This window comes from Microbacterium laevaniformans (assembly GCF_016907555.1).
Taxonomy (GTDB): Bacteria; Actinomycetota; Actinomycetes; order Actinomycetales; family Microbacteriaceae; genus Microbacterium; species Microbacterium laevaniformans.
In genome coordinates this window covers 1,148,982-1,169,021 of record NZ_JAFBCE010000001.1, presented here as the reverse complement: position 1 = coordinate 1,169,021, position 20,040 = coordinate 1,148,982, and the positions used below count along the sequence as shown (strand labels likewise).

Below are 20,040 nucleotides of genomic sequence, written 5' to 3'. Positions count from 1 at the left end.
TCTTCGAAGCGATGAGCGCACGGTCCAAGGCGCGCAAGCGCGCCCTCGACATCCTCTTCCAGTCCGACGTCCGCGGCGATGAGCTTGCGGTCACCCTCGCCGCGGAGGCGAAGCGCGCGGCGAATGAACCCGCTCGCGAAGCCTCGTGGCTGTACGCGCGCGAGATCGTCGACGGTGTCATCGACAACCGCGACGACATCGACGAGCAGATCGTCACCCACGCGCGCGACTGGAAGATCGAGCGGATGCCGGCGGTCGACCGCGCCATCCTGCGGCTGGCGGTGTGGGAGCTGATGTTCAACGATGAGGTGCCCGCCGCGGTCGTGATCGACGAGGCCGTGGAACTCGCGAAGGAGTTCTCGACCGACGACTCGGGTTCGTTCGTGCACGGGGTCCTCGGGCGCATCGCCCGCACCGCCTGAGCCGGCTTGTGCCGAGGAGGGAGCGCGGGTGACGTCCGTTCTCACCCTCCGCATCGTCGACCCCTGGCTCATTGTCAGCCTGTGTGCCGCGAGCGCGGCCGCCGTCGTGTTCTTGCTGCTGCGTCGCCGCCCCGCGCCCTGGCCCCTGTGGGCGGCCGCCGCGCTCTTCTCCGGCAGTGCGCTGACCGTGCTGTTCGCCCTCGTCGCACGCGCGACACGCATGTTCGGCATGCCGCTTCCGTGGCAGGTCGTGGCGTGGGGAGCGGCGGGCGTGGCCGCGATCGCACTCGCGATCGCCAACTTCTGGAAGGCGCGATGGGGACGCAGGGCGATCGCGGCGGGAGCGATCCTCCTTTTCGCCGTGACGACGGCGCTCGGGATCAACGCCTACTACGGCCTGAACACGACGGTCGCGGGACTCTTCCACATCCAGGTACACCGCCCGATCAGCGTCCCGACAGGGTCCGCCGGTTCGGGCCCGGAATCGCACACACCGCTCTACGAGCGCTGGCGTCCTCCCGCCGACATGCCCGCCACAGGCCAGCAGGCGACGATCGAGATCCCTGCGACGCAATCGGGCTTCTCCGCGCGGCTGGCAGGTTTCTACAAGCCCCCGGCTGCACTCACGGCGCACCCGCCCCGCTTGCCGTTGGTGATCATGATGATGGGCCAACCGGGTGATCCCGACCCGCAGTACATCGCGAAGATCCTGGACGCGCAGGCGCAGAAGAACAACGGCCTCGCACCGTACGTGCTCGTTGTCGATCAACTCGGCGACCCGACGAGGGATCCGGCGTGCGCGGACTCGGCGACGTACGGCAATGTGGAGACGTACGTGACGAAGGACGTCGTCACCTTCGCCCGCACTCTGCCGGTGCAGCAACGGCCGCATCAGTGGGTGATCGCCGGCTACTCCAACGGCGGTGGGTGCGCCTTCAAATACGCCGCCGAGCACCCCGAGGTCTGGGGCAACCTGCTGGCGATCAGCGGTGAAATCGTCCCCGGATCGGAGCATCCCGACGAGACGATCGCCGATGTCTACGGCGGCTCGCGCGCCGCGTTCGACGCGGCAGCGCCCGCCGGCATCCTCGCCTCGGGCTCCTTCTCCTGCCCCGACGAATGGGCACTGTTCACGGCTGGCGAAAACGACCCGGCGTACATCGATCAAGCCCGACACGGCGCGGCCGCCGCGTTCTCGGCAGGTTCGCAGGCCGACAGCTACGTGGTCCCCGGCGCCGGTCACGTGGTCGACGCTTTGGAGGGCGGGCTCGCCGAAGGCTTCGCCCGACTGTATCCCCGCCTCGGCCTCTCTGCACCCTGAATCGCCCGCACCGCCTGAGCGGCGGCTCAGGCTCCCACGCGTAGACTCGGGAGCTGTTCGACCAGGAGGACCCATGCGGATCACAGGCCTCGGCCACGCCGGAATGTTCATCGAGACGACGGGCGGCAGCATCCTCTGCGACCCCGTGATGGGTCCGAACTTCTTCGGCTCCTGGTTCCCGTTCCCCGACAACCGCGGCCTGGACTGGGAGCGCTTCGGGAAAGCCGACTTCCTCTACATCTCGCACCGCCACCGCGATCACTTCGACCCGGCGCTGCTGGAACGGTACGTGCCGAAGGACATTCGCGTCCTGCTCCCGGAGTACCCGACGGACGACCTCGAGGTGGACCTCCGCCGCCTCGGCTACGACAACATCGTCTACACGCAGGCGGGGCAGACTCTGGAGTATCCGGGTGGCCTGAAGATCATGGTGACGCCGCTGCGGGCGCCCAGCGACGGCCCCATCGGCGACTCATCACTGAGCGTGGACGACGGCACCGCCAGCATCCTGAACCAGAACGACTCGCACCCCCTCGACCTCGAGCGCCTGCTCTCGTTCTCCAAGCCCGACGCCTACTTCACGCAGGTCTCCGGCGCGATCTGGTGGCCCATGGTCTACGACCTGCCGCAGGACTCGAAGCAGCACTTCGCGAAGCTCAAGCGCGACGCGCAGAACAAGCGGGCGATGTACTACATCGAGAAGGTGGATGCCGAGCACGTCTTCCCGATGGCGGGACCGCCCATGTTCCTGCGCGAAGACCTGTTCCGCTTCAACGGGTGGGGGCTGGAGGACGACTCGATCTTCACCGATCAGCGCCAGTTCCTCGCGCACATGCGCGCCGAGCGTCCGGATCAGAAGGGCTACGAGTTCGTGCCCGGCACGCAGGTCGACCTCAACGGTGGCACGATCGAGATCACGCAGACCCTCTACACGCCGGATGAGATCGACCGGGTCTTCGACGACAAGTGGGCGTACCTCGCCGAGCAGCGCGACAGCCGCCAGGCGGAGGTCATCGCGGAGATCGAGACGCGGGCCGAGCCGATGGCACCGGACGAGATGCTCGCCGCGCTGCAGGAGTGGTGGGAGCCGCTGCTGCGTCGCGCCCGTACGATCCGCACCGGAGTCGGCGGCAACGTGCGTTTCCGCATCGGCGAGCTCGACATGGTCGTCGACTTCCCGAAGGCCAAAGTGCGGGAGTACGCGGACGAGGAGTGCATCTACTGGTACACGATCCCCGCCGACCTCGTCTCGACGAACATTCGCGACCACGAGATCGACTGGTCGAACTCGATCTTCCTGTCGATGCAGTTCGAGGTCGGCCGCAGCGGCAAGTTCAACGAATTCCTCACCACGTTCCTGAAGTGCCTGTCGCGCGACCGCATCGAGTACGTCGAGAACTGGTACGCCGAGCAGTCCGATCAGACCGAGGATGCCGAGATCGGCGAGTGGACCGTGCAGCGCCGCTGCCCGCACCTGCGCGCCGACCTTACCAAGACAGGCAAGATCGAGGACGGCGTGCTCACCTGCGCCCTCCACGACTGGAAGTGGGATCTGGCGAGCGGGCAGTGCCTCACCGCACCGGGCCACCCGATCCGCGCGTCGCGCGTCGTCGAGACGGCATCGGCGCCCACCGCCTGATACCTCGCAGAGGCGCGTTCACGTCGTCAGAATGCGTTTCGCACGTTTCTTGAGCCGTACCGGCGAGGTGGTGACGACGCGCCAGCGGTGATCGGTGCCGTGCCACGGTGGGGCTTTGACCTCGGGAACCCCGCCGTTCATGCGGATCTGCCACCCGACCCGGTCAAGGAACCGGTGGTGGTACCAGCACAACAGGACGCCGTTGTCCGTGTCTTGTTAGTCTGACCTTTATGAGCAACGAGGTGGGGTTGGGTCGTCCGGTGGCAGTGTACGCGCGGATTTCTGCGGACAAGACGGGCGAGGGGCTGGGCGTCGCACGTCAGGTCGAGGACTGTATGCGGCTCGTCGCGGACCGGGGTTGGTCGGTATTCGACACGTATGTGGACAACGATGTGTCGGCGTTCACAGGGGCCAAAGGACGTCCCGAGTTCGCCAGGATGCTGGCCGATATCGAGGCGGGCCGGGTCGGTGCGGTGGTGGTGTATCACCAGGATCGGTTGACGCGGCGTCCGGGTGAGTTCGAACAGTTCGTGGAAGCGTGCCAGCGCAACGGCGTCGACCAGCTCGTGACGGTCACGTCGGATATCTCGTTCGGGAACGACAACGGGATGCTGGTCGCGCGGATCACCGCAGCCGTCGCGGCGAATGAGTCGGCACGGAAACGGGCGCGAATCCTGCGGAAGATCGAGCAGAACGTCGCGGCCGGGAAGCCGAATGGTGGAGCGACGCGCCCGTTCGGATACGAGGAGGACCGGATCACGATCCGGGAATCGGAGGCTGCTGTCATCCGGACGGTGGCGGATCGGTTCATTCAGGGCGAGTCGTTGCGGTCTCTGGTCGCGTGGTTGAACGAGGAGCGCGTGCCGACCTCGGGGAAAGCAACGTCGTGGCGGTCACCGACGCTGCGGGGCCTGTTGCAGTCCGGGCGGATCGCCGGGTTGCGGGATCACCGCGGCGAAGTCGCGGGCGAGGCGGCATGGGAGCGGATCATCACCCGGGAGCAGCGGGAGCGAATCCTTGCCGTGTTCGCGTCACGGAAACGGACAGGGCGGCGGGCACCGCAACGGTATCTGCTGACGGGGTTGTTGAGGTGCGGGAAATGCGGCGGAAAGCTGTTCTCCGCAGCGAGGCAGACTCCGCAGGGGAAGACCGAGCGCCGGTACGTGTGCCAGTCCGGGCCGGACCACGGCGGCTGCGGAAGGCTGACCATCTCGGCGGTCCCGGTGGAGACGTGGCTGACTGAGGCCGCGTTGTACCGGCTCGACACCCCGGAGGTGACTGAGGCGTTGGAGGGGCGGCACGAGACGGACGCACGGCACGCGGACGCGGTGGCGGTGCTGGACGCGGCGCAACGGCGGTTGACAGACGTGGCGGAGATGTTCGCCGCTGGGGACATCAGCAAGGCCGAGTACTTGGCCGCGCGTCCGGTCGCGGAGACGAAGGCAGCGGAGGCCGCGCGAGTGCTGGAGTCGCTGGCGACGAAAGACACCCTGGGCAGCCTGGTCGGCAACGGTACCATCCTCCGTGAGCGGTGGGACACCTACTCGCTGGACCGGCAACACGCGATCATCCGGGCAATCCTGCCCTCGGCGACGATCGCCGCGGGGTCCCCGGGTCGAGGGAACTTCGACCCGGAACGGGTCCAACCGCACTGGGCGGCCTGACGGGTGATGCGGTGAGGAGCGTGGACATGGACAATCACGAACCGGGTCGACCATCGCCACAGGCGAGCAGGGTGCCGACGGTCGTGTTCTACGACATCATGCACGAGGCTGCGACCAGGGTCCGCGGGGCACTCGTCGGGCTGTATGACGACGGGGTGATCGATCAGGAGCAGTCACTGCGAGCCAGTCTGGCCGTCGCGGAACGGGTTGACCGGGTTCCACCTGAGGATCGGGGTGCGATCATCCACATGACGACCCGGTTGCGTGCGTACTCCGCGCGGCTGGAAGCCCGGGGCCGTTCTAGAGAGCGGCCAGTTGCCATTGATCTTCGATGGTGAAGCGGAGTTCGGTGACGAGCTTTCCGGTCCAGTCGAAGGATGAGCCGTGCCCGAGCACGAGGATCGAGTCGGATTCGATGTTCGTGAGGCGGTGCCGGTCGGGGTTCAGGGGTTCGGCGACGCTGAGGAACAGCTGATGGCGCGGATTGTCGAGGAGTGGTCTTTCGTAAGTGTCGACGCGCATGTACCGGTAGGTCGCGCTTTCGCGTCGCTCCTTGACGGGGAAGATCACCGCGGCAGGTGGCGTGCGGTCGCCGTCGCGTTGGAGCCGGCGAAGGTACTTCAGTGCTTCGGGTGAGCGGGCTTCGAAGCAGAAGTCGGCCCAGAACATGACGGAGATGTCTCCGCGGTGGTCGCGGTAGCGGATCATGAGCCGGTTGAGGAGATCGCCCGGGTCGTCATATTGCTTCAGGAATCGGGCGATCGCCGTCGCCGAGTTCATCGTCGCCGTCCACGTGTCCCCGTCGCCGCCGCCTCCTACGCGGCGCTTGGTGCTCTGCTTGTTCTTGAGTCGCTCTTCGTCCGGTAGGTGTAGGTAGAGGATCTTGTCTTCGATGGAGATCGTGTCCGGGTGAACCTGTTGCAGGTCGGCGTGCAGCGTTTCGATGTTGAGCCGGCAGTCGGCAGCATGATCGGTGTGCGGGTAGAGGCTCAGATATGCGGGTACTTCGGTGCCTGATCCTCGGGTGAACGAGGAGGTTTTGCGCATCGGCACCGGGCAGCCGACGCAGATCAGGTCGCCCTTCGCGGGCGAATCCGCGATCTCGCTAGGAAGGACTTCAATCCACTCCCCGCGCCCATTGTCGCCGGTGATGCGCAACCGCGCCTTCTGGTACTTCGCCGTCTTCACCACGTTGCCCCCTCCGTGTCGAGATCGAGTATGACCCGTGACCTGTGCATTTCAATCAATTGATTCCGTGGCTTCACGAACCGCGAGGAGTCAGATGAGCCGGCGTGGTGTCGAAGAGCGCGCCGACACGGTGCGTGAAAGTGTCGGGGTCGAGGCGTTCAGGGACACCCTGGGCCGCAGTCGTGCGCTGCACCCACGCGATGAGTTCGGGGCTGTAGATGTGGCCGGTCATGGTTCGCCCTGCCTCTGCCCGTTTACGTCGTCGGCCATATGGGCGGTGCGGAGTTGTTCACGGTGTTTCAGTGCGGCTGTGACAGCGAGGTAGCGATGCCCGGGGGTCTTGTGTCCGGAGCGGGTGTACTGCCAGTCGGCGTCGTCCGCGTCCGGTTCGAAGCCGCGACCTGGCTCAGTGGCATGCGCGGCGCGCCATGCGGCGCGGTGCTGCTTCTGTGCTGTCATGGTCGTGGAGAATGTGCGGGACTTCGTGGTCGTGTGCCCGCGCCAGCCGAACGTGCCGAGCCTGTCAGCCATGCCCGCGTACTCGTCGGGGAGTAAGGTCGCGAGACGAACGAGCATCGATATGACGCGCTTGTGGTGCTCCGGGATCGGCAGAAGGTCGATGTTCGCGGCGGGTATCCGTGCGGGCAGCGCCGTGCTGGTGATGCCCTTGGTGACGTATTTCGCGAGATACCCGCCGACCCGTCGCGTCTGCTCGTCGTGCGTGAGCGGCTGCACGTCCACTTGGGCACCGAAGCGCAATGTCCCGGTCCCGGAGGTTGCGGGCACGTCGACGCGGACCATGGACGCGGCGGCAGCGGCGAGAGTCGCCAGAGTGTCGAGACCGATGCCGGGAGTGCCGGGTTCGTTGTTGGCGCGGAGGATGGCGTGGTAATGCGGGGCAAGGCGTGCTTGCATCTCCATGACCTTCACGAACGAGACTTTCACACCCGGGGCGTGCCGGGTGACGAGGCGTCGCAGGGTGCGGGTGTACCGGTTCCAAAGCGCCGGGAACCACCAGGTGGTCAGTACGTGCGTCTCGTAGTCGTAGCAGTCCGCGCACAGCGGGCTCCCGACAACAGGATCCCCGCGCTGGTGAGCCACCGGGCACCCCATCGGTCTGCCATGAGTGCAGGTGCCCGTCACGACTGGATGGCAGGGGCGAGCGGGGTCGTCGGCGTGATGTGCGTGGACGGTCCCGAACGATGGTGCGGTGAGGGTGACGAACACGGCGGTGGCGTTGGTGAGGTGTTCGGGGGTGAGGCCGCCGGTGACGATGTGCCAGGTGTCGAGGGCGTACAGGTCGGAGCAGGCGGGGCAGACGGCCTCGCGGCGGTTTTCGCACCGTGCGTAGATCGTGGTTGTCTGCCCCGCGAGGGTGCGGGTGAGGTGGATGGGGTGGGCGCAGTATCCGGAGGACCGTACCCGCCCCCACCATTCCTCGTACCCGGTTGAGGATGCGGCGGCGACGATTCCGGCGAGGGTGTCCGGGTCGAGGGTTCCGAGCGGGTTCGTGTTCGCCATCATCGTGTTCCTTCCTGCCGGGTTCGCGTGTCGATCAGAACCGGGTGGCGTCGCCGCCGTCAGGCGCTTCCATCGGCCAGGACGGTACGGGGTACTGGTCGGCGAGGGCACGGATGTCCGTGTCGGTGACGTGGAACGCGCGGGCGCGGAGGGGACGGGCGGTGCCGTCCTCGATCTGGTAGCCGACACCGGGCAGGGAATCGGGGATCTGGTCGCAGAGTGCCCCCGCGGCGCGGGCACCCTGCCCGAGGACCATGTCCACCTGCGTTGCTTCGGTGAGTCGCAGCCCGATCCGAGTCGGGAACAACTGCCGCATGCTCAGCACGTCTTTCGAGGGATCCTGCGCGGCCGCGATCACAGTCACCCCGACCGCACGCCCCTGGGAGAGGACGAGGGAGAGCAGTTGGATCGTCTCGGCCGCAACCTTCCGGTCGGTCTCGTACGCGGTCAACGAGGCGAGCTCGTCGATCACGACCACAACCTGCGGTTCCACGGTCGTCGCAGTGTGGGAGCGGGTGACGCCCCGATACCGGTCCGCACGCTCCTGCACGAGCGCGGCAGCGGCGCGGAGCAGCTCCAGCGTCGGTGCCCCGGTAGTGTGCACGAACCGGTCGAACAGGGCCGTCGCGGCACCGAACTCCATCCCGCCTTTCGGATCGACCACCCACAACCGCACCACACCGGCGTGCACGGCCGGAGCAAGGCCCGCGAGGATCGACCAGACCACCGATCCTTTGCCCGCACCGGTTGCGCCGGCGACGAGGAGATGCCTGCCCGCGACCTGCACAACCCACGGCAGGCCATCCTCGGTCACGCCGAGCGTCACGGCTTCGAGATCCGTCGCGGCACGGGCAGGGAGGGGAATCACGGTGGTGAGATGGTCGCGAGTGCGGACGGTGAGCGTGATCCATCCGGGCGCGGGGGTGGTCGCGGTGACAGTCTGAGCGCGCCAACCATGCGCGAGCGCGTCACACAGCCGGGTCCAGTCCGCGAGCGTCTGCCCTGCGATCATTTGAACGGTGAGGACGTCCACCGACGGGTGGATGCGGATTTTCCGCAGCCGGGGGATCAGGGGCGTCCCGTCGAGGGTGGGGGCGAGGCCGTTCAGCGCGCAGACGGCCGCCCACCCGTGCCGGTAGCGGTAGCGACGGTAACGGGCGCGGATCCGGGCATGCACGACGGCCCGGAACGATGCCGGGTGCAGGTACCACCAGAGCGCGAGGACCACGATGCCGACCAGGGCGGCGCTGGCCCCGGCCTCCCACCCGAAGCTGATCCATGCCCAGACGGCGGCGGTGACAGGGGCGGAGAACACCGGGAACAGAACCGCCCACCAGGCGAGCCGTGTCCCGAGCTCTATCGCTTCCCAGGCGATCTGAGCGACCGCGACGATCACGTCGGAGACGGTGTCGCTGCTCGAGTTCGACGGGGTGGGCGATGTTGAGGTTATGCGAGCCATCCGAGGGCTCCTTCCAAAGAGGCGGATCAAGGGGACACGGATGTGTTCCCGAGGCGGCGGTGTCAGGTGTTGTCGCCGTCGCCCCGGTTACACATGCGCGGTCAGTCGGTGGGCTTGCCCGGGCGGGTCTCAGCGCCGCGGAGGGCGGTGGCCCGGTAGGCAACACCGGAGCGGTCGCCCTGAGACCACGGGATCGCAACCAGCCCCTCCACCGTCACCGGTGCACCGATCGTGATCCCGGACGGCTGGCCCGGGACCGACACAGCGAGGACTTCACCGCCGGAGGAATCCAGGGCAGCGACCTGCACCTGGAACATCGGCAGCCCCGTCTCCTTATCGATGCGAGCAGCGCCAGTGTCGCGGTCGGTGCGGGGCTCGGGCAGCCGCGTCGCGAGGAACTGAACCCCCGCCGTGTTGATGTTCAAACGCATGAGCATGCTTCCTTGTCTGTCGTCGTCTTGCCCCTGCCGGTTGGCGGGAACAAGGACAGACAAGCGAGCAAGAACCGCAGCAACCACGCATCAACAGCGCAGGATCACGCAACATCTCGTCCGCAACAACGGCAGCGAAGCAGGGCCCGATGCAGGATGCGCTCGGGGCGTGTTGCAGAATGAGCGAGAGCACTCCCGCAACGAAAGCCTTGTATGACGGACCACGACGACATCACCCCGGCGCCTGCCGAGAACTCGGGACGGTTCCTGCGCGCGGCGATGGCGGAGCAGCGCATCAGCGTCCGCAAGCTCCACGACCTCAGCAACGTTGATGAGCGAACGATCCTGAAAGTGCTGGACGGCAAGAACTCCCGTGACACGACAAAGGAAGCAATCGCCCAAGCACTCAACATGCCCGTTACGGACCTGTGGCCGGATGCGACAGTCAGGGGCGGGGCAGGCGTGCCGACCGTGTCATCCCGGCTGTTTCCCTCACGCGCGGAGGTTCCCTCAGCGTTCTGGGTCGAGGTGTTCAGCGCCGCCAGTGAGCGGATCGACATCCTCGTATACGGCGGAACGTTCCTGTTCGACTCCGTGCCGGGCTTTCCCCGTATCCTCACCGACGCTGTGACGCGAGGTGTGTTGGTGCGGTTCGCTGTTGGTGATCCCGCCTCGGCGGCGGTGCATGAAAGAGGCAGTGAGGAAGGTCTCGGCGTGGACCTTGCGAGCCGGTGCCGGATGACGCTGAGGCGCCTGGCCCCGCTGAGGAACATCGAGGGCATCGAAGTGCGCGTGCACCGGACACCGTTGTATACGTCGGTGTTCTTCGCCGACGACGTTGTCTATGCGAACCATCACATCTACGGGCTACCGGCGGGCGATAACCCCGTGATCGAACTCGCCCGCGCCGACCACTCGGACTTGTTCGACAAGTACGCGGACACGTTCACGCATGTCTGGAACACGGGCACCCCGGACCAAACGACACCCCGCTACTGAGGAGAACACCGGCATGGCACGCATCGACCACTTCAACAACCCGGACGCCCCCAAAGCGAACAGCGTCGTCCCCTCCACAACCGCCGTCGTCACCGACACCGAAGGACGGATCCTCCTGGTCCACCGCGTGGACAACGGGCTCTGGGCGCTCCCTGGCGGCGGCATGGAACTCGGCGAGTCCATCGAAGACTGCGCGGTCCGCGAAGTGAAAGAAGAAACCGGACTCGACGTCGAGATCAGCGCGCTCGTCGGGATCTACACGAACCCGAACCACGTCATCGAGTACACCGACGGGGAAGTTCGCCAACAGTTCTCCCTCTGCTACACCACCCGGCTTCTCGGCGGCACGCTCGCGCACGATGACGAGTCCACCGACCTGCAATGGGTGCAGCCCGACGACATCGCAGCGCTGACCATGCACCCGAGCATGCGACTCCGGATCGACCACTACCTCACCGGTAACCCAGCCCCCTACCTCGGCTGAAACACCTACCGCGCAGCCGCCAAGCGAGACTCAACACGGCTGACGGAAGCCAGCAGCCGAGGCGCCGACGCGGACACAGCCAGATGCACGGGGTCGCCTGGCTCGTACCGGTCCAGGATCTCCGCAATCCGCGCGTGAGCGTCCGTCAGAACGCCGTCAACACTGGTTGTCAGGTCACAGAACGTCACCACATCCAGCGCCTCCGCGGCAGGGGCTGCGAACTCACCCAGCGCTGTGGAAAGTCCCCGCTGGGTTGCTTCCTCCTCGGCGCCCGTATGGAACGCGATCAACGACACGACAAGCTCCGGAAACCGCTCACCACGCGCGAACAGGGCGCCATCGACCGGATGGAAACCCGATACAGCGACCGAGTCCGCATAGCCCACGTCATGGAGCCACGCCGCCGCGACAATCTCCTCCGCCGACCGGCACCCAAGAGACAACGTGACCCCGGTTGCACGAGCTGCAACACCCTGCACATGAGCCCATCGGCGCGGCAACGACACGAGACGGTCTTCAGCAACCGCCCGAGCACGCACCACCAGATCGGAACCCATCACGCCCAGACTACGGATCCGCCTCAGGACACACCAAGCGAAACCTACCCGCGTCAGCACCAGCGCGCTCGATCTGATCAGCCGCGAGCTGCCGCCATCCGCTCCGCGGATGTTTGCCATCCCAATGCGAATTCATCGCGAGCAGGAAGCCCAACGTCGTCCACGCAGGAGAACACGAACGAGAAGAAGAGAAGAGAGATGGATATCTCGGCGGGACGAAGGGGTCAGGCGTCGCGCTCCGCTCCGCTACGCGCGCCACCCTCCCCAAGGCGGAGGGCAGGAAGCCGAGCCGGATCGAGCGGGCCAAGCGTCTGCCGGTCCAAATTTCCCCTACTTAGTCAAGCGCTTTTCGATGCGTGATTGTTGAGGGAAGGCCGGCTTCTACAGGATCCCGCCGATGATCGTCGGGACGAGAACGGCGCCGATGACGGCGGTGCTCACGGCACTGATCGCGTCCGATACGGCATCGCTGGTGGTCGTGTCGGCGTCGAGCTCCCGCACGCGGGCGGCGAACTGATCGCGATCCATCCCCGCCGCCTCGGCGCGCAGGATCCGCGGAGCATCCGCCCCCGCGTTCAGCAGCGCGAGCAGGCTGGTGTCGGCGACGGTCGCGCGCTCACGACCCGCCAGCACGGCGGCCAACCGAGCCCGGAGCGCCTCCTCCGGCGCCGGGTCGACCGTGGGGGTCCGATCGAAACGTAGCCCCAGAACGCCGCGTGACTTCCGCTCCAGGATGCCCGCCGCGACCAACGACTCCTCCACCGTGCCCCCCGGGTCGAGCTCGGGTCGCCGCACCAGCTCGCCGACCGTGCCCGGGCCCCCTTCCGCCAGCGCGCTCCACCCCTGACGCAGCACCGGATGCTCCGGCCCGCGCGCGTCCTCCTGCGCCGCCACCGTCTCCTTCTCTCCCACTGTCACCGCGCCCGCTACCGCGAGGTCCACGAGCAACGCGGCCGTCTCGGCGTAGGCCCGGTATGCGGGAACCGTCTCCAGTCCCCCCTCCGGCTTCACCAGCAGCAGATGCAGCTCCTCGACGATCAGCAGCCGGTCATTGCTCCCCTGCGACATGCGCAGTCTCCTCTCGGTAGGTGCCCTCGCCCTGATCGATGCCACCGAGCTCACGTCCACCGCCTCGGGTCATGGCCTCCGCGACGATCGTCCATTGCTCGGAGTGGTCCTGCCTCACGCCGCGCCAGAAGCGTTCGGCGTGCTCCACCGTGCGGCACCAGAGAGGCAACTGCACCTCGAAACCCCGCCCGCGCTGCACGACGACGGTATCGAGGGTATGCGTCGCCAGCGCCCCATTGCCATCGGGCAGGTCGGCGAGTCGCCCCTCCCACCCGTGCGGAAGCACGAGACCCCCGCCCGCCGCCAGCCTCGGCAACAGCGCACCGGCATCGCGCATCGCCGCGGAGATCAGCGCGCGCTGCGTGTCCTCCGCTGTCAGCTCCCGCGCGGCGGTGGCGGCGTCCCGCGGCGCATCGAAGCCCCCCAGCCGGAGCCGATGCGGGCGAGGAGTCCGGTGCCGACGCGTCGCGGTGTCGAGCGACACGATCGCCGTCGGCGCGATCGACGAGACGAACCGCGCCCCGCCGTCGGTGAACCGTTGCCACAGGTCCCAATCCTCCAGGCCCGGGCCGTCCGCCCAGCCACCGACGTCAGCGAGCAGGGCGCGGCGGTGCGCGGCACGCGACGGCTCGAAGATCGGATTCATGACCTGCAGCCACGGATGCCAGGTCGAGCCGAACGGCGTCGAAGGCGACGACGCACCCGTCGCCCGGTCGTTGCGGACGCAGCCCGTGAAGGCCACGTCCGCTCCCTCTTCGAACAGGGCCAAGAGCTCGGCGAGGTGCCCCGCGGCCCACAGGTCGTCGTGATCGAGATAGGCGATGAGATCGCCGTCGGCCTCCGCGACACCACGGTTGCGGGGCTCGGCCGGATGCCCGTGCGCCGGGGTCTCGACCAGCCGCACCCTCCGATCCGCGGCGGCCAGCTCTGCGACGACAGCGACGGTGTCGTCGGTACACCCGTCGGCCACCACGATCAGCTCGATGTCGCGCACGGTCTGCTCCAGGACCGAGCGGATGGTCGGCTCGATCAGGCGCGACCTGTTGTGCGTCGGGCAGACGACCGAGATCACGGGATCGGTCACGACGACACCGCCGCGAGGAAGGGGAACCCCGGCGCATCCCCGTTCCCCACCGCGATGGCATGCATCACGCCCGCGTTTCCCGTGGCGTAGTCCAGGCTCAGCCGCAGGGCGTTATCGCCGAGCATCCCGGCGCCCTGCACCCCCTCGACCGCATGCAGCCAGAGGTCCGCGCGATGCACGTCAAGGTGGCGTCGAACAGCCCCGGGCACAACGTCGCCTGCCCACAGCGCCTGCGCGGCCAACAGTAGCCCCGCCCGTCCCCGCAGCACCCCGACGTGCTCCAGGAACTCCGCCCCGAACAGGCCGGGATGCTCGTTACTGCCGCGCACGGCATCGATGAGCCTCCGCAGCTCCGGGGTCGGCCGATGCCGGTGCAGCTCCCGCGCGGCGAGTGCCGCCCCCACTGCCGGCGAGGCGAGCAGAGCGGGATTGAGACCGGGCTCCTCGGCGACGAAGCCTGCGACGAGCGCGTCCGCCCGGTCCAGCCACGCGTGCTCGCCGGTCGCCTCGAACATGCGCACCATCAACAGCGCGATGCCCTCGCGGCCGTGGAAGAGCCCCGGGGCCCTGGCCGTCGCCGCCCGCGAGAACGCGGCCTCTGCATGCCGCCCGATAAGATCGAGGTCGCCCTGCGACACGCCCCCCAGCGCGCTGAGCGCCACCCCCGCGCTGCCGCCGATCAACGACGGCTCCTCCTGCACCCGGGTCAGCGACGCCGCCCGGTGCCGCCCAGCCAGCTCGGTCTCGCCCAGCACGTCCAACGCCAGGGCCACCCCGGCGCTGCCCATGCCGAACCCCGGAGCGAGCGAGGCGGGGTCGCGCACGGCATCCACGAATCTGGCGAGGTGTGCCGACGGCACCGGCTCTCCCGTCGACTGCAACGCCCACAGCACCCCCGCGGCGCCGAACAGGAACCCGCGCGCGTCATCGAGCAGCAGCTGCTGGATGTCGCCGGGATACGTGCGTCGCTCACTGTCGAGGTCGGCTGCCCCCAGCACGAAACGGCGCAGTTCGACGAGCGCCCCGTCCGGCGTGCTCGTGTGCCCTTGCCCCTCGGCAACCCGGGCCTCCTGGATCGTGCGCACCGCGGCCTCGCCCGTCGCGGTCGGGACCGGGAAACGCGCCCGCACCCACTCCCAGATGCGGACGGGCTGGGCGCGGTCCCAGTCCATCGTCTGCGCGAGTGGGAGGAAGGCGGTCAGCAGCAGCACGGCCAGCGCGTACTCGTCGACCCGCGGCCCCGTGCAGTCGGTCGGGGCACGGAACCCCGGGACTCCGATCCGTTGCGCGGCATCGTCGGCGACGTCGCTACTGGACTCGAAGTCGATCAGCGTGAGAGCGCCGTCGGGTCCTACGAGGACGTTCCCCGGATGCAGGTCGGCGTACACGACCCCGCGCGCGTGCACCTGCGACACGATCTCCCGCACGCGCGCCCAGACGTCGAGCACGAAGTCGGCGAACTCGGCGTTCGTCAGCGGGGAAGCCGGATTGATCAGCGGATTTCGCTGCCGCAGCAGCTCACCGAGGGTGGTGCCCGGCGAATAGGCGCGCACTAGGAACAGGTGCTCGTGGCCCCGTCGAAGTTCGACGAACTCGGGGATGCCGTCAATCCCGGCGAGCGTCTGCAACGCCTCCGCCTCGCGGATCAGCCGGGCCGTCGCCGTTTGCCCGGCCTCATCGAGCCCGGCGTGTGGGCGGGCCTCCTTCAGGATCACCTCGCGCCCGTCGCGGTCGGTGCCGCGATAGACGCCACCGCCGTTCGAGAAGTGCAGTGCCGCGGTGACCGTGTAGGGGAAGTCCTGCAGCGTGCCGCCGCGGCGCGCGGCGAGGGCGGGTTCGAGGAACTCCGGGATCTCTGCCCACTCCGGCGGATGGAACCCCGGGCGGCGGTCCTCGGGCACGAGGTCGCCCTCCGGGGTGCGGATCGACGGCACCAGGCGCCCGTGCCGGTCGGCGCTCCGGTGCAGCACGAACGCACCGTAGCGAACGGACAGCGGGCCTGCGCCCCACCGCAGATCCGAGAGCACCGCGGGGCCGGGGCTGCCGCCGTGCCGCGCGTCCAGTTCCCGGAGCGTGCGCTCGAGCTCGGGGTTCGTGCGCGGATAGATCGTGAGGAACTTGCCGCTCGCACCACGGTCGGCGTATTTGCTGTTGCGGGCGATCAGCATCGCCGGGCTACGCAGGAACTTGAAGGCGATGCCCCGCGCCGTGCAGTACTCCGCCACGGATTCGAGGATCGCGGTCGCGGTGTCCGCGGTCGCGGTGACGTGGATCTTCCACCCCTGCTCCGGCAGCGCGACCGACTCGGGCCGCCGCACGCACCACACCTCGTCGATGGATCCCTGCCACCCCTCGGGAAGGGCCCCCTCGACCAGCGGGAAGTCCTCGCCCCGGTGCAGGGGACGCGAGTAGAACGCGTTCCCCGGCTGACAGAACTCAAGATAGGCCGGTTCCATGCATCCCTCGTTCCCTCGTGGTGCCCCGACCTATCCGGCTCATCCGGACAGCCCGATCCGCTGCAGCAGCCAGACCCCCAGGGGAACGTCGCCGAGCTCGACGACCGCGACCCCGTGCGACACCGCAGGCTCCTCCACCAGAGTTATCGGCAGGATCGTCACCGGGATCCTCGGCTCGACGTCGGTCACCGCGAACAGGGAGTAGAACGGACGGGTGCTTGCCTCGGCCGCATCGGCGGATGCGGCCACGGTCGCCACGCCGATCTCGCCCTGCAGCACGATCCCGGCCTCGCGCAGGCTCACCCGGTCGCCCGCCTCCAGCAAAGACAGCGATGCAGACGCGGGCAGCAGCAGCTCAGAATCCGATTCCTCCACGATGTATCCGCCGCTGAGCGTCTGCGGCACCGGGATGACCGCCAGCGCGACAGCCGCCCCGGCCGCCACCACGGCGGCGACGCCGACCGCCCGCACGCGTACCGCCGTCGACAGCGTCTTCCACGAGAAGCCCGAGAACAACTCCTTGCCGAGACCGAACAGTGCGGCGACAAGGGCGAACAGGAGGATGCCCGAGCCGGCGGGGCCGAGCCGCTGCAGCGTCGTCGACCAGATCAGCAGCGCGTTGGCGACGATCACGAGCGGGAAGATCATGCAGCCGATCCCGAAGAGGATGGCCCAGCGGAACTGGGGAAGCTGCCGCGGCGGCGGCGTGACGCCCAGCAGGAGGCGCAGCGTCCAGCCCCGCGCATCGGCGATCGCCTTGTCGCGCAGGTGCGACACGTCGACGTGGTTCATCAGCGCGATGTACCCGTCGAGCTTGACGAAGGGGATGAGGTTCATCAGCGACGCGGTGAACGTGATGACGGTGAAGATCATCAGCCCCTGAGACCAACCGTCGAGCACGGGGACGAGCGTCAGCAGCGCCGAGGTTCCGGCGATCATCCACTGCACGGCGATCCCGGCCATGGCCACATGCACGCGCTGACTCGGCTTCGGCAGCCGCCATCCGTCGGAGACGTCGCAGAAGAACGCGGGCAGCAGGTAGAACAGCATCACGCCGAGTCGGTTCGGGGCGGCGCCGTACGCGGCGAGGACCAGGCCGTGGCCGACCTCGTGCAGGGCGGTGGACACCAGGATGCCGAGGAAGAGGGCGAACAGCGTCGCATACGATACGGGCTGGCTCAACGCGGCCACCAGGGCGTCGCCGCGGAGGAGGAGGACGACGAGACCGGCGACCGCAACGCCGACCGACACCGACAGCAGCACCGGCGACTTGACCCACGGCATCAGACGCGCCAGCCATGTCAGCATACGAGATGGGTTGCACAGTGTCAGCTGGATCGTTAGCGGGGGGACGAACCGCAGCGGCCCCCGTTGCCTCGGGGGACGCTGGCCCTCCAGCACGTCGGCCTTCGCGAGCAGCTGCAGGCCGAGATCGACCTGGGCGAGATCCCACGGATCGCCGAGCTCGTCCACGATCTGCTTTTTCGTCGTCGTGCCGTCGATCGTGGTGACAAGATGGGCCAGGTCCGGTTTGATCTTAAAGTACTGCTGGGTTCCGCGCCGGATGAACCAGTCGGCCGACCCCTCCATCGGAGGGAGTAGCTCGATCTCCCGCGACAGCCGCGGCGGGTCCGCCGCGACCGCCGCGGAGCGATCGAGAGAAGGAGTGCGTCTCACCGAAGGTCCCGTCGACGGAACGTGAGGAACGAGGCCGCGAGCAGCACGACTATCCACGCCAGCGCGATCACGGTCGCGAACGGGACGGCGAGCAGCTCCGGTTTCTGGTCGAGGTAGATCGACGACAGCGCGATGGAGAAGAAGCCGTTCGCCGCCTCGGGCCACAGCCGCTGCAGCCCCGGCTCCACCAGCAGGATGAACAGCACGACTATGGCAACGGACGCCAGCCGGCTGCGCAGCAGCCATCCGACCCCTGCCCCCCACAGCGCGGCGAGCAGACCGCACGCGCCGACGCCGAGCACGGTCAGGGTGGTCGACGCCGTCCATTCGACTTCCAGGCCCGCCATCGGCAGGAACACGAACGGCGAGATCACGGCGGCGATCATCGCGACGAGTCCGTAAAGGATGCCGATCGTGCCGACCACCGCGAGCTTCGTGGCGAACACCCGGGTGCGCGTCTGCCCGAGCAGCACCGTGCGCACGATGGCCCGGGAGTCGAACTCTCGAGAGATGAAGACCGCTCCCGCGATCGCGGCGAACAGGAACAGGGTCATCCAGGCACGCGGGACTTCGTCCGTCGCGAGGGCGAGGGTGGTCGCGCCCGCCTCGATGCCCTTCTTCCCATCGTCCGCATACCCGTACGCGGTCAACGCCGAGAAGCCAGCGCCTCCCAGCAGCAGGAACCAGGTCGAACGCGGTGCGAACGCCTTGCGCAGTTCAGCGCGGAACATCACTCGTCTCCCGTCAGCTCGAAGAAGCGGTCTTCCAGCGACGACGCGCCCTGCGACGTCAGCTCATCAAGCGTGCCGTCGAAGAGCACCCGCTGCTGCATGATGACGACGTCATCGATGGTCTGCTGCATCTCCGAGAGGATGTGGCTCGACAGCAGCACCGTACCGCCCTTGTCGGCGTGCGCACGGATCAGCTGGCGCATCCAACGGATGCCGACGGGGTCGAGCCCGTTGCTCGGCTCGTCGAGGATGAGCAGGGGCGGCTCGGCGAGCAACGCGATGCCAAGACTGAGCCGCTTCTTCTCGCCCGTCGACAACGACTTGACTTTGCTGCCGACGTGCTCGCTCAGTCCGACGTTCTCGATGACCTCGTCGACGCGAACCGGGGGCACGCCGATCGTCGTCGCCCAGACGCCCAGCTCGAAGCGCACCGTGGCCCCCGGCAGGAACGACATGTCGTCGAGGGCGACACCGACGTGGCGGGCGGCGTCGACGGTGGTCGAATACGGCCGTCCGTTGATCTCGGCGGTCCCCCGCTCCGGACGGACCAGATCCAACAGCATCTTGATAGTCGTCGTCTTGCCCGCTCCGTTCTTCCCAAGCAGGCCGAGCACGCGCCCAGACCGCCCGGCGAAGCTGACGTCGTCAACCGCGGCGCGACCTTTATAGGTCTTCGACAGATGAGAGGCGACGAGGGGCGAGGTCATAGGTGCTGGCTCCCCTTTCGCAGTGCGAAGAGGGTCGCACCGGCGGCGACGGCTGCGAGGAGGGCCACGCCGAGGGCGATCCAGCGGATCGGACCGGTCACGACCACCGCGACCACCGCGGCGGTGATGACCAGGACGCTGACGAAGATCAGCAGAATCGACAGGGTGGGATTTTTGTTCATGATTTTCGTTTCCTCTCAAACAGGGCGCTGAGGGCGGTGCCGCGCCCTTCGACACGGCACCGCCCGTTCATCAGGTGGCCACGAGCGCGGCGGCACCAAGGTACAACCCGGCACCGGCGACACCGGCGCCGACGACACCGGCACCGATGGCGAAACCGGTCCAGAAGCCGGGCGCTTCAAGAGCTTCGAGCTCCTGCAGGCCCATCTCAAGCGTGGTTGCGGTCATGAATTTCACCTCCGTCGTCGTCTAGATCCTGTGATGGTCGGTCGCGACTCAGGTCGCGATGAGAGCCGCCGAAGCGGCCCATCCGCCGTAAACGGCAGCACCAGTCACGACGACGCCGGCAGCGATGCCCGCAGCAGTCCACCAACCGGGCGCCTCGAGGGCCTCAAGCTCCTGCATAGCCAGCTCCAGTCCAGGGGTGCTTGCTTCCATGTGTTCACCTCCTC

Annotated in this window: 21 protein-coding genes; 6 read left to right on the top strand and 15 right to left on the bottom strand. The window is 67.9% G+C overall.

Features of this window, described 5'->3' with window-relative positions; translation table 11 throughout:
• The first annotated feature begins 11 nt into the window (after positions 1-11).
• The 4 genes from nusB to JOE53_RS05445 all read left to right on the top strand — a co-directional run bounded on the left by nusB (position 12) and on the right by JOE53_RS05445 (position 5,046).
• Positions 12-422 (top strand): transcription antitermination factor NusB, encoded by a 411-nt coding sequence (gene nusB / locus JOE53_RS05460; RefSeq protein WP_036291068.1) that lies wholly within the window; start codon positions 12-14, stop codon positions 420-422.
• A 28-nt stretch (positions 423-450) separates the two neighbouring features.
• Complete coding sequence (locus JOE53_RS05455; protein WP_204947016.1) at positions 451-1,743, top strand: alpha/beta hydrolase; 1,293 nt, start codon at positions 451-453, stop codon at positions 1,741-1,743.
• A gap of 73 nt (positions 1,744-1,816) precedes the next feature.
• The gene (locus JOE53_RS05450) at positions 1,817-3,382 is read left to right on the top strand and encodes a Rieske 2Fe-2S domain-containing protein (RefSeq protein ID WP_204947015.1); all 1,566 of its coding nucleotides are present in this window, start codon (positions 1,817-1,819) and stop codon (positions 3,380-3,382) included.
• Positions 3,383-3,612: 230 nt separating this feature from the next.
• Positions 3,613-5,046: a recombinase family protein gene (locus JOE53_RS05445; RefSeq protein ID WP_204947014.1), complete on the top strand. Its 1,434-nt coding sequence runs from the start codon at positions 3,613-3,615 to the stop codon at positions 5,044-5,046.
• 300 nt (positions 5,047-5,346) lie between these two features.
• Here the strand turns inward: JOE53_RS05445 and JOE53_RS05440 are convergent, their stop codons facing one another.
• From JOE53_RS05440 to JOE53_RS05420, 5 genes are all read right to left on the bottom strand, one after another.
• Positions 5,347-6,237: a hypothetical protein gene (locus JOE53_RS05440; RefSeq protein WP_204947013.1), complete on the bottom strand. Its 891-nt coding sequence runs from the start codon at positions 6,235-6,237 to the stop codon at positions 5,347-5,349.
• Between the two features lie 70 nt (positions 6,238-6,307).
• Positions 6,308-6,466, bottom strand: coding sequence for a hypothetical protein (locus tag JOE53_RS05435; RefSeq protein ID WP_204947012.1), 159 nt, complete (start codon positions 6,464-6,466; stop codon positions 6,308-6,310).
• Positions 6,463-7,755 (bottom strand): replication initiator, encoded by a 1,293-nt coding sequence (locus JOE53_RS05430; protein WP_204947011.1) that lies wholly within the window; start codon positions 7,753-7,755, stop codon positions 6,463-6,465. The genes JOE53_RS05435 and JOE53_RS05430 overlap by 4 nt, the downstream gene beginning before the upstream one ends.
• A 34-nt stretch (positions 7,756-7,789) precedes the next feature.
• Positions 7,790-9,214, bottom strand: a complete 1,425-nt coding sequence (locus JOE53_RS05425; protein WP_204947010.1) for an FtsK/SpoIIIE domain-containing protein — start codon at positions 9,212-9,214, stop codon at positions 7,790-7,792.
• Between the two features lie 101 nt (positions 9,215-9,315).
• Positions 9,316-9,645, bottom strand: coding sequence for a hypothetical protein (locus JOE53_RS05420; RefSeq protein WP_204947009.1), 330 nt, complete (start codon positions 9,643-9,645; stop codon positions 9,316-9,318).
• A gap of 213 nt (positions 9,646-9,858) precedes the next feature.
• On the opposite strand from JOE53_RS05420, the gene JOE53_RS05415 reads away from it, so the two are divergent.
• A complete protein-coding gene (locus tag JOE53_RS05415) occupies positions 9,859-10,644 on the top strand; it encodes a helix-turn-helix domain-containing protein (RefSeq protein ID WP_204947008.1) in 786 nt (261 codons plus the stop codon).
• Between the two features lie 13 nt (positions 10,645-10,657).
• Complete coding sequence (locus JOE53_RS05410; protein WP_204947007.1) at positions 10,658-11,128, top strand: NUDIX hydrolase; 471 nt, start codon at positions 10,658-10,660, stop codon at positions 11,126-11,128.
• Positions 11,129-11,133: 5 nt separating this feature from the next.
• Here JOE53_RS05410 and JOE53_RS05405 read toward each other — a convergent pair whose 3' ends face one another.
• The 10 genes from JOE53_RS05405 to JOE53_RS05360 all read right to left on the bottom strand — a co-directional run bounded on the left by JOE53_RS05405 (position 11,134) and on the right by JOE53_RS05360 (position 20,026).
• A complete protein-coding gene (locus JOE53_RS05405) occupies positions 11,134-11,805 on the bottom strand; it encodes an HD domain-containing protein (protein WP_204947006.1) in 672 nt (223 codons plus the stop codon).
• A 261-nt stretch (positions 11,806-12,066) separates the two neighbouring features.
• Positions 12,067-12,753 carry a GOLPH3/VPS74 family protein gene (locus JOE53_RS05400; RefSeq protein ID WP_204947005.1) on the bottom strand — a complete coding sequence of 229 codons (687 nt, stop codon included), beginning with the start codon at positions 12,751-12,753 and terminating at the stop codon, positions 12,067-12,069.
• Positions 12,734-13,837: a glycosyltransferase family 2 protein gene (locus JOE53_RS05395; protein ID WP_204947004.1), complete on the bottom strand. Its 1,104-nt coding sequence runs from the start codon at positions 13,835-13,837 to the stop codon at positions 12,734-12,736. Before JOE53_RS05395 ends, JOE53_RS05400 begins: the two co-directional genes overlap by 20 nt.
• Positions 13,834-16,293, bottom strand: a complete 2,460-nt coding sequence (gene lanKC / locus JOE53_RS05390) for a class III lanthionine synthetase LanKC (protein WP_204947003.1) — start codon at positions 16,291-16,293, stop codon at positions 13,834-13,836. The genes JOE53_RS05395 and lanKC overlap by 4 nt, the downstream gene beginning before the upstream one ends.
• A gap of 39 nt (positions 16,294-16,332) precedes the next feature.
• On the bottom strand, positions 16,333-17,970 hold the full coding sequence (mpaP, locus tag JOE53_RS05385; protein WP_204947002.1) for a daptide biosynthesis intramembrane metalloprotease: 1,638 nt from the start codon (positions 17,968-17,970) through the stop codon (positions 16,333-16,335).
• Positions 17,967-18,701 (bottom strand): ABC transporter permease, encoded by a 735-nt coding sequence (locus JOE53_RS05380; protein WP_204947001.1) that lies wholly within the window; start codon positions 18,699-18,701, stop codon positions 17,967-17,969. Before JOE53_RS05380 ends, mpaP begins: the two co-directional genes overlap by 4 nt.
• Positions 18,701-19,408, bottom strand: a complete 708-nt coding sequence (locus JOE53_RS05375; protein ID WP_204947000.1) for an ABC transporter ATP-binding protein — start codon at positions 19,406-19,408, stop codon at positions 18,701-18,703. Before JOE53_RS05375 ends, JOE53_RS05380 begins: the two co-directional genes overlap by 1 nt.
• Complete coding sequence (locus tag JOE53_RS05370; protein ID WP_204946999.1) at positions 19,405-19,590, bottom strand: hypothetical protein; 186 nt, start codon at positions 19,588-19,590, stop codon at positions 19,405-19,407. The genes JOE53_RS05375 and JOE53_RS05370 overlap by 4 nt, the downstream gene beginning before the upstream one ends.
• Before the next feature lie 70 nt (positions 19,591-19,660).
• Positions 19,661-19,816 carry a hypothetical protein gene (locus JOE53_RS05365; RefSeq protein WP_170214285.1) on the bottom strand — a complete coding sequence of 52 codons (156 nt, stop codon included), beginning with the start codon at positions 19,814-19,816 and terminating at the stop codon, positions 19,661-19,663.
• A gap of 48 nt (positions 19,817-19,864) precedes the next feature.
• Positions 19,865-20,026 (bottom strand): daptide-type RiPP, encoded by a 162-nt coding sequence (locus JOE53_RS05360; protein WP_170214284.1) that lies wholly within the window; start codon positions 20,024-20,026, stop codon positions 19,865-19,867.
• Between the last annotated feature and the right edge of the window lie 14 nt (positions 20,027-20,040).